A 14,190-nucleotide genomic window follows, 5' to 3' on the forward strand; every position below is an offset into this window, starting at 1 on the left:
ATCATGAACCGGAGAATTCAAGAGCGCTGGGCGGTGGAGGTTCTGATCCTCCGCGCCGCCAAGGCTGGGCATACTTTCAAGACCGCAGCGCGTCTTGGGGGAATCCATCGCTCTACCCTCTATCGCTGGATTGCTAAGAATGAGGGCTTCGCCAGAAGGTTCCGCGCCGCCTGGAGCGGCGGAGAAACCAGACGCAATTATCGGAATTGGTTGAACCATCCGTTTCGCGGGATGCGCCCTCCAACGGGGAAGGGCACCCGGCGGGTTCCCCGATATGGCAGGGCACGCGGATAGGCAGCAATTGCGACACGGTCCCCGTCGCGCGCGTGTATTGGTCTCGAAATTCGAGGAGTGATTGAGATGCCGAAATGTCTCCCCAATATGCTCCGACCCCAACGGATCGAATGTTTTCCGCACACTTCGCGCGCACGTTACGGGGGGAATGTCGCAATCCTCCCCCTCTTCGAATTCTCAGTGTCAATTCGATATCCCTGCAACAGACTGTTGCAGGGAGAATGGTGGTCTGAGTCTGACGAAGTGAATCGCCTTCAGCGCCATCGATGCAATTGCAGGCTGATTTTCCTGCAACGGTTCCTGCAATAGATCGCGTTAAAACCCGCATTTACCCGCATTTCAGGGGTATTCACGCCCTCGCCATCCGGGCAACAAAAAGCCCTGTAAGTGATTGACTTACAGGGCTTAAAGAATGGTGGCGGGGACGGGATTTGAACCCATGACCTTCAGGTTATGAGCCTGACGAGCTACCTGGCTGCTCCACCCCGCGATTTTGTTTTGTGCCGCTCCTTTCGGGGCGGGCCGGGAAACTACCCATCCGCCGGACTTGCGCAAGAGGTTTTTTACTTAATCCCGAGATTTTTTCTCAATCCGCTCCAACAGCCGCGGCGGCGGCCAGGGCTTCCTTGGTCAATCGGGTGATCTCCGACCAGTTGCCATCGGCGACGAGTTTCTTGTCGACCATCCATGAACCCCCGATGGCGGCGACGACGGGCAGGGCAAGATAGTCGGCGAGGTTCTTCGAGCTGATCCCACCTGTCGGCACGAACTTCACGCCGGTGTGGGCGTAGGGACCGGCCAGGGCTTTGAGCATCTCGGGACCACCGGCGGCTCCGGCAGGGAAGAACTTGAGAAGTTGGCAGCCGAGCGAAAGCGCTTGCTCGACATCGGAGGGAGTCATGATGCCGGGCGAGAATTGCAGGTCGATCTCCTTGGCCTTGGCGACAATCTCGGGATTCAGGCCGGGTGCGAGACCGAAAACCGCTCCGGCCTCTTTGGCGCGGACCACTTGATCCGTTTCCAAAAGCGTGCCGGCTCCGAGCAGGATTTCCGGGAAAGCTTTGGCGATGCGCTCGATGGATTCGGCGGCGGCAGCGGTGCGGAAGGTGATTTCCATGATGTCGAGTCCGCCAGCAAGCAGCGCTTCTGCAAGGGGTTCCGCGTCATTGGCGGAATCGAGGACGACAACAGGGACAATGCGTTTGGCGAGGATTCGGTCGAGCATGCCGAGATGTTTGCGATGGGAGTGGCAGGCATGAAACTCCAAAAATCGGCAATTTTCGCGAGCGGGATTCCTTGAAAGAGAATCAAGCGGGGCTTGACTCGACCCTATAAGATATGCGGCATTCCCGCCGATGGCTAAACTTTCGATTCAAGGTCTCGACGTTCAGGGGAAAGAAGTGCTGATGCGCGTGGACTTCAATGTCCCGCTCAAGGACGGCAAGATCACCGATGATACCCGCATTCAGGGTGCGGTTCCTTCGATCAAGCACCTCCTCGATGGGGGTGCAAAACTGGTGCTCTGTTCGCACCTTGGTCGTCCGAAGGGTGAGGCCAAGCCGGAGTATTCACTGGCGCCGGCTGCGGCCCGTCTCGGTGAGCTTCTTGGCTGCGAGGTCGCGCTCGCTCCGGATTGCATCGGCGAAGAGGCCGCTGCAATGCGGGCATCGCTCGAAGCCGGTCAGGTGCTCCTTTTGGAAAACACCCGCTACCACAACGAGGAAGAAGCCAACGATGCGGACTTCGCCAAGCAACTCGCTGGCTCCGCCGACATCTTCGTCAACGATGCCTTCGGCACCGCTCACCGTGCGCACGCTTCGACCGAAGGCGTGACTCACCACGTTTCCCAAAGCGCCATGGGATTCCTGATGGCTCGCGAGCTCGAGTATCTCGTCGGCAAGCTTGAGAACCCTGAGAAGCCATTCCTCGTCATCATGGGGGGTGCCAAGGTCTCCGACAAGATCCAGGTGATCAACTCGATGATGGAGAAGGCCGACGCCTTCCTGATCGGCGGCGCGATGGCCAACACTTTCCGCAAGGCCCAGGGCTACGAAGTCGGCAACAGCCGGGTGGAAGCCGACAAGCTGGACCTGGCACTCGAAATTCTCGCCAACGCGAAAGCCAAGGGCGTGCGTTTCCTTCTTCCTGCCGACACCCGTGTGACCCAGGAGTTCAAGGAAGGCGCCGAAACCAAGTGCACCGAGCCATATGAAAAGGGCGGTGAAACTCCGGAAGGCTGGGAAGGCATCGACATCGGTGACGTCGCGATCGAGGAATTCGTCGCAGAGGTCGCCAAGGCCAAGACCATGATCTGGAACGGCCCGATGGGTGTTTTCGAAATGGACAGCTTTGCCAAGGGAACGCGTGCGATTGCGGAAGCGATGGCCGCCAATGAGGGCGTGACGATTGTCGGCGGTGGTGATTCGGTGACGGCCGTGAACAAGTTCGGCCTCGACGACAAGATGACCTTTATCTCCACCGGCGGTGGTGCTTCCCTCGAGCTTCTCGAAGGGAAAACCCTCCCGGGAGTTGCGGCGCTGACTGATGCCTGAAAGCCGTGTGACTTAAAAACTGCCTAACAACGACTACTCATGATCCGCAAACCGATTTTCGCCGCCAACTGGAAGATGAACAAAGGTCCATCCGAGACCGAAGACTTCGCCGACGGCTTCCTTTCCAAGATCCAGCACAAGACATTCCCTGCTGACATCGTCATCGCACCTCCCTTCGTCTCGCTCGCCAAGGCTGCCGAGAAGTTTGGAAACGTCTCTGCCGTGGCCCTCGCTGCTCAGAACTGCTCGGAGCACAACTCGGGTGCCTACACCGGAGAAGTGAGCGCGATGATGCTCAAGGAATTCTACCTTCACTACGTGATCCTCGGTCACAGTGAGCGCCGCGCGATCTATGGCGAGACCGATGAAACCATCAACGCCAAGATGCTCAAGGCCCGCGAAGTCAACCTTCGTCCGATCTTCTGCATCGGTGAAACGCTCGAGGAGCGCGAGGGTGGCAAGCTGGAAGAAGTGCTTCGTCGCCAGGTTTCGATCGGCATGAAGGATCTCACCGAGCGCGATCTTCTCGATACGGTCATCGCCTACGAGCCCGTCTGGGCGATCGGAACCGGTGTCACCGCAAGTGCCCAGCAGGCGCAGGAAGCTCACGCATTTGTTCGCTCGCTCGTCGCCGAGCAATTCGGCGCCGAGTCCGCTGCCAAGATCCGCATCCAGTACGGTGGCAGCGTCAAGCCAGGCAATGCCGCGGAATTGATGGCCTGCCCGGACATCGATGGCGCGCTGATCGGTGGTGCGGCGTTGGAGCCTCAGAGCTTCCTCGACATCATCGTCAACGGCAGCAAGTGATCTGGATCGCCCGGCTCCAAAGTCGGGCGATTTCTCTACTCGCCTCCGAGCGCTTGTCAGGAGATGCTCTCGCCGTATGAATGAAGACATCCTCTGGAAAGGCAGCCCGTCACAGGTGCTGAACCTGGGTAAGTTCCTGGTCGGACTCCTGCTGATTGGCGGCATCGCCGTGGGCGGGACCTTTTTTCCTCCGGCATGGGCGGCCATCGTGCTGCCCCTCGGGTGGATGCTCTGGGAGTTCCTGAAAGTCCGCTGCCGGGTTTACGAGCTCACCACCGAACGCCTCCGACTTTATTCTGGCGTGCTCAATCAAACGATCGACGAAGTCGAGCTCTATCGAGTCAAGGACACCAGCATGGAACGTCCTTTCTGGTTCCGCATGTTCGGGCTTTCGTCGCTCTATCTTGATACCTCCGACCGCTCCCATCCCAAGGTGGAGCTGGAGGCCATCGCCGACGCCGTGAACCTGCGGGAAACGCTGCGCAAGCAGGTCGAATACTGGCGCGATCGCAAGCGCGTCCGCGAAGTCGACTTCGAAGAAGGCGGCGACATGGAAGGCGGCGACGGGGGACTTCCTCTTTGATGGGGTCTCCTCGCGCGAGCCGTCATTTTCATGTCTTCGCGACGAAGCGAAGCCCGCTATTCTGCCGGCGGCCACTTGAGCGCATCGATCGACTTGTGAAGCAGCAGGCAGATCCCGATCGCGAAGACGGCTTCGCCTAACAGATACCACGGGAGCAGTCCCATCTGGGAGGCGACGATCGCCATGCCGGAGATCACGAAGGACGACATCATCATGCCGACCAGCGACGCGCCTCGACCGGCGGATCGCGCCTCCTCACTCGGCCGCGCGAAGGGAATCGTCTTTCCCCATGCTCCCGCGAGATAGGCGTAAACGGGCATCGCAATGATGCCGGGGAGCAGCATCACGAGCTTGGTCGATCCGCCCGGGATCAGGAAAACGGCGAGGCTGAGAACCAGCAGCGCGGGCACGGCGATGATGCTCATGACGGCCAGCCGCGCCCCATGCACCAGCGGTCCGGGCCCTGGCATGGGGGTGTAGCGGAACAAGTCGGTGGCCTGCCAGTGACTGGAAAATTGCAGCAGGTTCATGGCGAGAAGCGGAAGGGTCGCGAGGTAGCCGCCGGCCAGTGCCACGCCCGCCGAGGAGTCCATGCTCCCGGCCCCGGGGATCAGGAAAACGATCGGCATCACCAGGATCGGGGCCAGCCCGGGATAGAAGCGCAGCTTGGTGTCACGATCGCGCGCCAGGTGGGCAAGCACCAGCCGGAATCCCGCCGCAACCAGCGGGTCACGCAGCAGGTCGCGGAGCAGGGGAAGACGGCTGATGCGCTCGATCCATGGCTGCTTTCCCGCTGCCAGCGCTTTCTGGGGTCGCGCCTGTGAAAGACTCTGAAGCCCGGATTGATAGCTGCCTGCCAGCCGAACCACCGCCAGCCACGGGATGATGACCGAGACGCCCACCGCGACGATGGCGAGAGCGGCACAAATCATGTTGGTCTGACCTGTTAGAAAGGCGTCGAACCCGGCAAACCACGCCGGTGGGAGCAGCAGCATCCATGGGGGAAGACTCGTCAGATCGAGCTCGCCCGGCAGCGAGTTCATCATCCGCGGGCCGATCTGACTGAGGCAGAATACCGCGATGACAAGCAGCACCTGGGTGATGGTCATCAGGTTTTCCAGACGCTCGCGCCCGAACAGCCGCAGGCAAAGCTGATAGACGAGCACGATGCCCCCGCAGCAGAACAGCGCGGACATCAGCGTGCTCAGCAGATGGACCAGCGGGAAGGCGAGGTTTCCCTGCGGGCCGAGCGCCCCGAGCACCAGGCCCGCCAGATTGAACGCGATCGCCAGCCACAGGCTGACCTCGACCATCACCCGCACCTTCGCCCACAGCAACTGCGGAGCGGTCACTGGCCGGTGTAGTAGAATCTCCGGCTCACTCTCACTGAATAGCACCTCGCCGGCCGAGGCCGTGACGAAGAGGGCGAGGAATACCAGCGTCATGCCGTGCAGCTGCAGTGACAGGAAAAACAAGTCGCTCTTCCCGCTGAAGAGCACGGTGAGGCCGATCAAGGCGTAGAGCATCAGGCTTCGCGCAAGCTTGCTGCCGATCGATTTCGGAGCCTTGTCCTTGTCCAGACCGCGCGCCCCACGACCCCGCAAAAAGAGCGTCAGGTAGAGCTTGCGAAGCACCTTCGAGATAGGGGGCGCCTCGTTCATCCGCGGAATGTGCGGGCAAAGTCGCTCGCCCTCTGTTCAAGATCGCTTCCTCCTGTCAGGTCCGTGAACAGGTGCTCGAGACTCCGCGCTCCGTGCTCGCGGACAAGCTCCGCCGGTGCTCCATCGACCTTGAGCTGCCCCTTGTCGATGATCACCACCCGATCACAGACCCGCTCAACCACGTCGAGAATGTGCGAGCTGTAAACGATGGTCTTTCCCTCCCGGGCGAGCGTCTGGATCAGGGCCTTGAAACCCACCGCCGCATTTGCGTCGAGACCATCGAGTGGCTCGTCGAAGAAGACCACCGTCGGGTTGTGCAGCAGGGCCGCGGTGATGACCACCTTGCGGCGCATCCCCTTCGAGTAGGCGCCTAGCAGCTTGTCGGTGAGCGTGTCAAAACCCAGCTCAAAGAAGCTGAGGAACTGTTCGATGCGCTCGCGGGCCTTCTGGGAATCGATGCCGTAAAGGGCCGCGATCATCTCAAGATACTCGAGCCCTGTTAGAGACTCGAACACCGCGCCGGAGTCCGGGACAAAACCGACCTTGCGCTTCACCACGAGTGGTTCGGTAAGCAGATCGTGTCCAGCGATCACTGCGGTTCCCGCGGTCGGCTCAAGGAGCCCGGTCAGCATCTTGAGCGTCGTGGATTTGCCGGCTCCGTTCGGACCGAGGAGTCCGACGATTTGTCCCTCGGGCACTTCGAGTGATAGCTGATCGACAGCCGTCTGGAGCCCGAAGCGCTTGGTGAGATTCCTAATCGAAAGCATCGACAAGTTAGATGCGCGAAATTCCACGATCCGGCGATGCGAAAGCGTGAAATCGCTGAAAAATGGACGGAAGTCTACGGAGGGCTGATCGCGGGCGATGGCGAAGCGCGGGGGGAGGGGCGACTTTTGAAGGCCGGTCAAGCGAGCGTGAGAACCCACTTCCGGATGAATCGCCAGACACGATGGACAGGATCGAGAGGATTTCACCGGCATGGTCGGAAGGATTCAGACCGACGCCCGACCCAACCCATCCGTGAGGAAAAGGCCGCTGGATTCCGTGGCGTTTATTCGTTCGAACCGATCCATCCCGGCCCGCTAACTTCCGAGTGGGATCGTCCTCGCAATCTCAGCAGGACGATCAAGTCAGGGAGAGAATCGGCTCCAGCTGAATTTTTTTCGGACCAAGATGGATCGGATCCTCCGTCGCCAAGGCTATGGCGGGACAGGTGGGTAGGATTTTGAAATCATGGCTCACAGTTCAGGCTAGAATTGAGGTTCAACCAGGACGATGATCACCAAGATATTGCATTTCGTTGCCTTCATCCTATTGATCCCATCCATCCTGGTCCAATTTCTTCCCTAGCTTGATCGCCCTGGCAATCTCAGGCGAAGATTGCGATCGAAGTGGGGTCGCGAGCTCATTAGGCTCCATCGCAAGAGCTTCGCGATCGATGCCTCTGGAGCCGCCTGACGACCTGGCAACTCCCTCAATTTTCACCTCAATCATTTTCACCAGAGTCTGCGTTATGAGAGTCATCCACAGCCCATCTCCCAATGAAACCTCCATCCTCGATACCGGAGGCCTGCGCGATCACTTCCTTGTTGAGGACTTGTTTGCCCCTGGAGAACTCCGCCTGGTTTACACCGAGCTCGACCGCGCCATCGTCGGGTCCGCCGTGCCGACCGCCCACGCTTTGAAGCTCGACGCCTGCGATAAACTCCGGGCGGCATACTTTTGCGAACGTCGGGAGCTGGGAATCCTCAACTTCGGCGCGAAGGGGAGCGTCATGGTCGATGGCGTCGACCACGATCTGGAAAAATGCGACTGTCTTTATGTCGGGCGTGGCAGCAAGGAGGTGATCTTCAGCAGTGCCGATGAATCGCAGCCAGCCGAGTTTTACCTGATCAGCTATCCGGCCCACCGCGAGTATCCCACCTGCAAGGCGACTCCCTCCGACGCCAATCGGGTTGAACTCGGCAGCAAGGAGGAGTGCAACGAGCGGACCATCAATCAATACATCCATGAGGGCGGCATTCAGAGTTGTCAGCTGGTGATGGGATTCACCGAGTTCAAGGCCGGAAGCATCTGGAACACGATGCCCGCTCACACCCATCTGCGGCGCAGTGAAGTCTACTGCTACTTCGATGTGCCGGCAGGGCAGGCGGTCCTGCACATGATGGGCGAGCCCCAGGAGACGCGGCCGCTATGGGTCGCCGACAAACAGGCCGTGCTCTCGCCCGCCTGGTCGATCCACTGTGGCTGCGGCACCGCCGCCTATCGCTTCGTCTGGGCCATGGGCGGCGAAAATCAGGACTTCACCGACATGGACAAAGTCGACATCGCCACGCTGCGCTGAGGCGGGTGTTGGAGGTTTCGGATCGACTTGGATTTGCCTTTCGCCTGGCATCTTCCCCAGCGATGGAACTCTCCAATCCAGCGCAATTCCGTGGACCGAGGGGCTATCTGGATTTTAGGGTATCTGCTGAAGATGACCGCGACTGAATACCGCGACGCTCTGCGAGGCCTTCCTTACTCCCTTCTGTCGCTGTCCGTTGATCCTCGTTGATCGATCCACCGATATGCCTTAATGCCTACCTATGATTCAAAGCGAGGCTGTTGCGGGAATCCCGCTCGAAGCACTTGTTGCGGACCTCGGAGGCCGCTGCGAGGGAGTTTCGCGCCTTCAAAGCAGTGCTACCTATTTCCACGAGGAACTCGGAATCTTATTCAAACACGCCGAAGAGCAAAGGCTCTTCCTCCCGTCGCCACCAGCCGAACTGACGCGGGTGTCCGAGGATGAGGGCAACGAACATCAGGTCTGGTATGCCGGAAAAACCATTCGTTGCTAAAAGCAAGTCGTCAAGAGGGTGGCCGCCAAGAAATCGGAAATCTAACAAACGCTGAATCGTCGACATGGATCGCAACCTTTGTGCGCATTGGCTTGGAAAACTCGGCAACCTCAATGTGGCGAGAACCAGGCAGCGCGGCATCGCTCCCCACAAGCCGTTGATGCTCCTCACGGTCATCGACCTCATCGAGTCCGGAGACATTCCGGACGGCTGGGTGAAATTCGACGTGCGTCTTGTCTCACGCTTTCGCGATTACTGGGAACTCGTTCTCGAGCGCCAGCGCAACCAGCCCGACATTCCGATGCCCTTTCATGCTCTGGGGAGCGATCGCGACCAGGTTTGGTCGCGCTTCACGGCCGCCGGTGAACCCTCCGCCGCGAAAGCAACGACTCGCCTTTGCTCCCTCGATCCTGACCTTTTTGCCTGCCTCCAGGACTCCGACTTCCGGAGCAAGGTCCGCACCGCGCTGGTTACGATTTATTTCACCCCGGCCGAACAGGTCATGCTCTGCGCCCGCCTCGGACTACCCGTGCCTCGGTCCGCGGAGATCCGTGCATTGAGGGAGCAAGCGGCCGAATACAAAGCCCGACAGAAGAAAGGCCGGGACAGCCGTTTCAAGAGCGATGTGCTTGGTGGCTACTACTTCACCTGCGCCCTCACCGGCTACCGACTCGATACGGAAACCACTTCCATCGTCCAGGCCGCCCACATCCACCAGCACGCCCAAAGCGGCAACGACGACCCCCGCAACGGCCTCGCCCTCACCCCCGACGCCCACTGGATGTTCGACGCCGGGCTATGGACGGTCGTGCCGAAAGGAGATGACCTGTTTGTGCACGTCGCTTTGGGTCGCTTCGCCGAAAGCTCGCCTCATGGTCGCTTGCTCTCGTCATTCCACAATCAGCCATTGTGTTTCCACGCTCTCTCCCGCCTCCGTCCGGACCCCAAACATTTCGAGTGGCATCGGAAAGAGTGTTTGCGATGATCAATGCTCTTAGCAGAGGTGTCTTTCTTGAAGTCTGTTCTAGAGGTGGCCCTGAGGCGAACCTTCCGCAGACGCCACAAGCGCGGATCGTAGAAGGCAGAATGAGCGGTAAGCGCCTACTTGCATGAATTGCCTGAGAAAGGAGGCGATCAATGGAGTTGAGCGCGCCCAGCTAGGGTGAGCCGGTATTTTTGAAGGCGGCTCTGCGGCTTTTCCGGAACGGTGAGCTCGACGTAGCCTTGGACGACGGCTGGATTGAGGAGTTCTTCCTGAAGGTGGGACGATGGTTGAGGCCGAGACGCTTCATAATCTCGAGTGCGCTGAGGGTTCCTTCGGCTAGGGCGAGGAGAAGCTTGGCGACTTGGTCGGTGACTTGGTCGCTGACTTGGTCGGTCCCGGTCCACCACCAGGACCGGCTTTTGGCAGGGAGAGAGGATCTGGGCACTGTTCATTTGGGCGTCTCATGCGAGAAAGAGGCAAGGAAATGGCGAGACCAAGAGAGTGAGGACTAATGCGATATGGATGGTTCGAGAGAGATGTTTTTGGCTCCAAGGCTGGTGTAGTCGAGGGGGGTGCAGGTGAGGACGATGATTTGGAGGCCGCGGGTGGCGGCGAAGTCGAGGACTCGCTGCAGGCCGGCGATGCGCTCGGCGTCGCTGTTAGTGAAGGCGTCGTCGAAGATCACGGGGAGGCAGCCGCCGTGGCTTTCGGCAAGCAACTCGGCCATGGCAAGGCGGACGGCGGCGGCGAGTTGTTCCTTGGTGCCGCCGCTGAGTTGCTCGAACTCGAAGGGGCCGCCGGGGCGGACAAGCTCGAGACCGGAGAAGTCGCCACCACTCTGGCTGATCCGGGCGCGGGCCTCGGGACCGAAGAGACACTGAAGGTAGAGGCTGATGCGCTCTGCAAGCGGTTCGGTGAGCTGGTCGGAGAAACGCTGCTGCTCTTCTTCGAAGAGTTGGTGGAGGAGGCTGATGGCGTCGCCGCGACGCTTGGCGGAGGCGTGGGCTTCCCGGGCACGAGCGAGGGCTTCGCGGGCCTCACCGAGCGCGGCGTAGGGGTCGTTGCTGCCGTCGCTTTTCAGGACGACGGCGCTCTCGGCTTTAGACAACTGCGCCTGGCTGCGAAGCTCCTGCTGGTTCGCGATCGAGCGGCGATGACGTTTGAGATCCTGCTCTAACAGATCCGGCTGGAGTTGTTTGAGCTGCTCCCCGAGGCGGGCTTCGCGGTCCTGGCAGCTCTCGACCTTGCGCTGCATCGCTGCGATGCGCTCGCGGCGGGTGGTTTCGTCGCCGTGCTCCTTGACCAGGGTGTCGTGCTGGGTGCCCGCTTGATTGGCGTCGGTGGTGGCGCTGCTCAGCTTTTCGCCCGAGCTTTCGAGCTTGCGGATGAGCTCCTGAAGCGCCTCGTGCCTGGCTTGCTGGGAACCTCGCACGGTGTTCTCTTCTGCTTCGGCGGCATCGAGAAGGCGCTTGGCTTCGCTGAGGGCTTCGACGGCGCTATCCAGATCGGCGGGCTTTGTGAAGTCGCCTGTTAGAGGGCTGAGCCGGGCGATCTCGGCCTCGCATTCGGAGAGACTGCGCTGGCACTGGGCGGCTTCTTGGCGGGCTTCGTCGGGATCGAGGGTTTCGAGTTTGGATTCGATGGTGCGGATCCGGCTGTCGAGAACGCTGCGCTCTTCGAGCAGGCGGGAGGCGTGGGCGATGTCGCTCACGCCGAGTGACTCAAAGGCGTCCTTGAGCTTTTCCTCGGCTGCCTGAAGGGAGCTGCGGAGTTCTTCCAAGCTGGCTCCACCACCGGGGCGGATACGGAAGCGGTGGCCGGCGACTTCAAGGTCGCAGGCTTCGGTGATGGTGCGCGCGACCCCGGCTTCCAGTGCCTCGCCGTCCAAAAGCGGCGTGCCGTCGCCGCTGGTCCACTCGACGCCGGCGGCAATCGCCTCGAGCGAGACGCGGGTCTGGGCGACTTTGCTTTCGAGCGTGCGCAGTCGATCGAGATCCCGTGCCGCAATCTTCGGCATGCCGGCGAGCGTCTGCTGAAGGGGTGTGAGTTCCTTCTGCAGGGAAGCGATCTGCTCGAGGCGCTCGCGGGTCTTGTGCAGCGCGGCCTGGGCGCGGTGCTGTTCGATCGATTGCTGGACCAGCTCGCGGCGGTGGCGGGCGGTTTTGGTGGCGACCGCGGCGGACTCGACGAGGGCGACGAGCTTCTTGGATTCGCCCTCGGCGGCGGTGCGTTCTTCGCGCGCCTTGCGGACCTCGGCGGTGAGGGGGTCGATGGCTTTCTTCAGACGCGCCACGTCTTCGGCAAGCCGGCGAATCCGTCCATCGGCGCTGGTATCGGTGGCCAGCGTTTTGCGTGCATCCGCGAGCTCGCGATCGAGGTCCGCTTTCTGGCTCTGAAGCTTCTCGACTTCGGTGATCTTGCGAAGCACCTGCTGTTCATGTTGCTCGAGCTCGGGCAGGGTTTTGGCAATCTCGGTGAGTTGTCGGGTCGCCCGCTCGTGCTCTCTAACAGCCGATTCCAACTTGTTGGCGGTGGCGCTGCGTTCGGCAAAGATTTCCTCCTGTTTGGCGAGCGCGCTTTCGGCCTTCTTGAGCTCGGAGCTAGCGCGGGACTGGCCGTTGCTGGTGAAGTTGGCTTCCCATGTCTCGGCGCAGCGCTGGCCGACAGCGGCGTCGAGATCCGACTGCATCAAGGCCGCGCCGCCTTCCGCCTGAAGGCGGGAGAGCAGCGTTGATTGCTCGCTGTTCAAGTCCACCGTCGGGTCGTTGGCGGAGTCGCCCTGGCGGATCCAGAGGTGGGCCCACGACTGGATGGCGGCACCGGCGGAGAGCGGTTCGTCGAAGCCGAGAAGCTCGGCGAGTTTCTTCTCGGTATCCGCGCCGCTCCAGCGGTCATTACGATCGCTGCGCAGCTCGGCCTGACTGGCCGTTGAGGCCCCTTTGAAACGTTTGCTCAGATGGTAGCGCGTGCCGTCTTGCTCGAACTCCAGCTCAACTTCGGGTGGGCCGGAACCCGCATGCGACTGCATGTTTCTCTGGACGCCGCCGCCACGCCGGTGGCTGCAGAAAAGGGCGCGGTGGGCGGCCTCGACGAGGGTGCTCTTGCCGCTTTCATTCGGTCCGCCGATGAGGTTGTGGGAGGCATCGAACTCAACCCGGGTGTCGCGGTGGACCCGGTAGTTCCGGACGTGGAGGGAGATCAGGCGCATGAGGATTCGTGGCGAAGGGTGAGTTGGTAGAGTTCGCGCAGGGCGAGACGGGCGACCGCCGCTTGCTCGTCGCTGCCAGCGGCCTGCTCGACGAGGCGGGCGGCGACGCGTGAAATCAGCGGGTCGCCACGGCGTTCGGTGAGCTGGGCGATCTCATCGTCGGACGGCATTTCGACGACGGTGTCGCGCAGTTTGAGCCGCACCAGGCGCGACTCCCATGTTTCTAGTAGTTCGTGCAATCGGAGGGACTCTCGGAGGGTGAGGCCGCCGCTGAGTTCGAGCTGGAGGAGCACACCATCGGCGCCGGTGCCGACGGTGTCGGCGAACTCCTGCTCGAGCTGAGCCATGCCGGATTCGCCATCGAAGCGGATGGCGAGTTGCTTCCATTGAAGTTGGGACGTCGGGATGCATTGGACATCGGCGGCGGCCGCGCGGGCAAGCCTGGCGATCAGCACGTGGCCGGGACGGTTGTCGTCCCCTTTCGGAAAGCGATCGATTTCCGGAGTGCCGGCATACCAGGCCTTGTCGGCGACCTGCTTGGTGCCGTGCCAGTCGCCCAGCGCGATGTAGTCGATCTCGTCGAGCGGCAATTTCGCCAGTTCGATGAGATTGGACGATTGCGCTTCATCTTCGTCGCCCGCAGACGAGAAGCCCTGAACGCTGCCATGCGCGAGGACGATGCGCGGGCGATCGGCGGGAAAGTCCGCGTCGTCGAAGGCCGTGCGGATCCAGGCGGTTGGGTCGGACAGATTTTGTCGATGCTCAAGGGGAGCCGGCAAGATCACGGCCACCTCGAGGACGAGGGCTTCGGCCTGGGTCAGGATCTGGAAGTTCGGAGCGAGTTCCCGGGCTTCCTTTTGGACAAAGTCCTGATTCCACGGCCCGCCCGGCCCGCCGAAGTCGTGATTGCCCGGGATGGCAATGACCGGGGCCGGGATGCGGCCGATGGCGTGAAAGGTCGCGGAGACCGTCGCCTTGGTCGGGCTCGGAGAATCGAAGAGGTCACCGGCGACGAGCACCAGATCAACGGACTCCGAGCCGGCGAGCTGCGCGATTCTATCGATGGCGTGCAGACGCTCCTGCTGGAGACGCCGACGCTTGTCAGGATCCGGCGTCGAGGCAAAAGGCTTGCCAATCTGCCAGTCGGCCGTGTGGAGGATGGTTAGAGACATGGGGGCAAAAGTGCGAGTGGCGAGGATCGGGCGGGAAAAAGATGAGTAATGAGATAAGGACAGGCAACTCTCAGGCTTTCTAACACTCGTG

12 protein-coding genes, 1 tRNA gene and 1 pseudogene are annotated in these 14,190 nt (G+C 61.1%); 7 read left to right on the top strand and 7 right to left on the bottom strand.

Annotated elements, in window-relative coordinates:
- Positions 1-3: 3 nt before the first annotated feature.
- Positions 4-294 carry a helix-turn-helix domain-containing protein gene (locus ACFQY0_RS03035; RefSeq protein ID WP_379708958.1) on the top strand — a complete coding sequence of 97 codons (291 nt, stop codon included), beginning with the start codon at positions 4-6 and terminating at the stop codon, positions 292-294.
- 413 nt (positions 295-707) lie between these two features.
- Here the strand turns inward: ACFQY0_RS03035 and ACFQY0_RS03040 are convergent.
- A tRNA-Met gene (locus tag ACFQY0_RS03040) sits at positions 708-784 on the bottom strand.
- A 96-nt stretch (positions 785-880) separates the two neighbouring features.
- On the bottom strand, positions 881-1,519 hold the full coding sequence (gene eda / locus ACFQY0_RS03045) for a bifunctional 4-hydroxy-2-oxoglutarate aldolase/2-dehydro-3-deoxy-phosphogluconate aldolase (protein ID WP_379708960.1): 639 nt from the start codon (positions 1,517-1,519) through the stop codon (positions 881-883).
- A gap of 130 nt (positions 1,520-1,649) precedes the next feature.
- Here eda and ACFQY0_RS03050 point away from each other — a divergent pair, with 130 nt between their 5' ends.
- The 3 genes from ACFQY0_RS03050 to ACFQY0_RS03060 all read left to right on the top strand — a co-directional run bounded on the left by ACFQY0_RS03050 (position 1,650) and on the right by ACFQY0_RS03060 (position 4,236).
- Positions 1,650-2,846 (top strand): phosphoglycerate kinase, encoded by a 1,197-nt coding sequence (locus ACFQY0_RS03050; RefSeq protein WP_379708962.1) that lies wholly within the window; start codon positions 1,650-1,652, stop codon positions 2,844-2,846.
- Between the two features lie 39 nt (positions 2,847-2,885).
- Entirely contained in the window at positions 2,886-3,653 is a 768-nt protein-coding gene (gene tpiA, locus ACFQY0_RS03055) for a triose-phosphate isomerase (protein ID WP_379708964.1), read from the top strand.
- Positions 3,654-3,729: 76 nt separating this feature from the next.
- On the top strand, positions 3,730-4,236 hold the full coding sequence (locus ACFQY0_RS03060; RefSeq protein ID WP_379708966.1) for a PH domain-containing protein: 507 nt from the start codon (positions 3,730-3,732) through the stop codon (positions 4,234-4,236).
- Positions 4,237-4,292: 56 nt separating this feature from the next.
- On the opposite strand, the gene ACFQY0_RS03065 is transcribed toward ACFQY0_RS03060, so the two are convergent.
- Entirely contained in the window at positions 4,293-5,897 is a 1,605-nt protein-coding gene (locus ACFQY0_RS03065; RefSeq protein ID WP_379708968.1) for a hypothetical protein, read from the bottom strand.
- Positions 5,894-6,805, bottom strand: a complete 912-nt coding sequence (locus tag ACFQY0_RS03070) for an ABC transporter ATP-binding protein (RefSeq protein WP_379708970.1) — start codon at positions 6,803-6,805, stop codon at positions 5,894-5,896. Before ACFQY0_RS03070 ends, ACFQY0_RS03065 begins: the two co-directional genes overlap by 4 nt.
- A gap of 605 nt (positions 6,806-7,410) precedes the next feature.
- On the opposite strand from ACFQY0_RS03070, the gene kduI reads away from it, so the two are divergent.
- From kduI to ACFQY0_RS03085, 3 genes are all read left to right on the top strand, one after another.
- Complete coding sequence (gene kduI, locus ACFQY0_RS03075) at positions 7,411-8,241, top strand: 5-dehydro-4-deoxy-D-glucuronate isomerase (RefSeq protein ID WP_379708972.1); 831 nt, start codon at positions 7,411-7,413, stop codon at positions 8,239-8,241.
- Positions 8,242-8,482: 241 nt separating this feature from the next.
- Entirely contained in the window at positions 8,483-8,734 is a 252-nt protein-coding gene (locus tag ACFQY0_RS03080; RefSeq protein WP_379708974.1) for a hypothetical protein, read from the top strand.
- 64 nt (positions 8,735-8,798) lie between these two features.
- Positions 8,799-9,719, top strand: coding sequence for an HNH endonuclease (locus ACFQY0_RS03085; protein WP_379708976.1), 921 nt, complete (start codon positions 8,799-8,801; stop codon positions 9,717-9,719).
- A 149-nt stretch (positions 9,720-9,868) separates the two neighbouring features.
- On the opposite strand, the pseudogene ACFQY0_RS03090 reads toward ACFQY0_RS03085, so the two are convergent.
- From ACFQY0_RS03090 to ACFQY0_RS03100, 3 genes and pseudogenes are all read right to left on the bottom strand, one after another.
- Positions 9,869-10,164: pseudogene (locus ACFQY0_RS03090) on the bottom strand (Fic family protein).
- Between the two features lie 63 nt (positions 10,165-10,227).
- Positions 10,228-12,927: an AAA family ATPase gene (locus tag ACFQY0_RS03095; protein ID WP_379708978.1), complete on the bottom strand. Its 2,700-nt coding sequence runs from the start codon at positions 12,925-12,927 to the stop codon at positions 10,228-10,230.
- Complete coding sequence (locus ACFQY0_RS03100; RefSeq protein ID WP_379708980.1) at positions 12,918-14,099, bottom strand: metallophosphoesterase family protein; 1,182 nt, start codon at positions 14,097-14,099, stop codon at positions 12,918-12,920. Before ACFQY0_RS03100 ends, ACFQY0_RS03095 begins: the two co-directional genes overlap by 10 nt.
- Between the last annotated feature and the right edge of the window lie 91 nt (positions 14,100-14,190).

It is taken from the genome of Haloferula chungangensis (assembly GCF_042664875.1).
Taxonomy (GTDB): domain Bacteria; phylum Verrucomicrobiota; class Verrucomicrobiia; order Verrucomicrobiales; family Akkermansiaceae; genus Haloferula; species Haloferula chungangensis.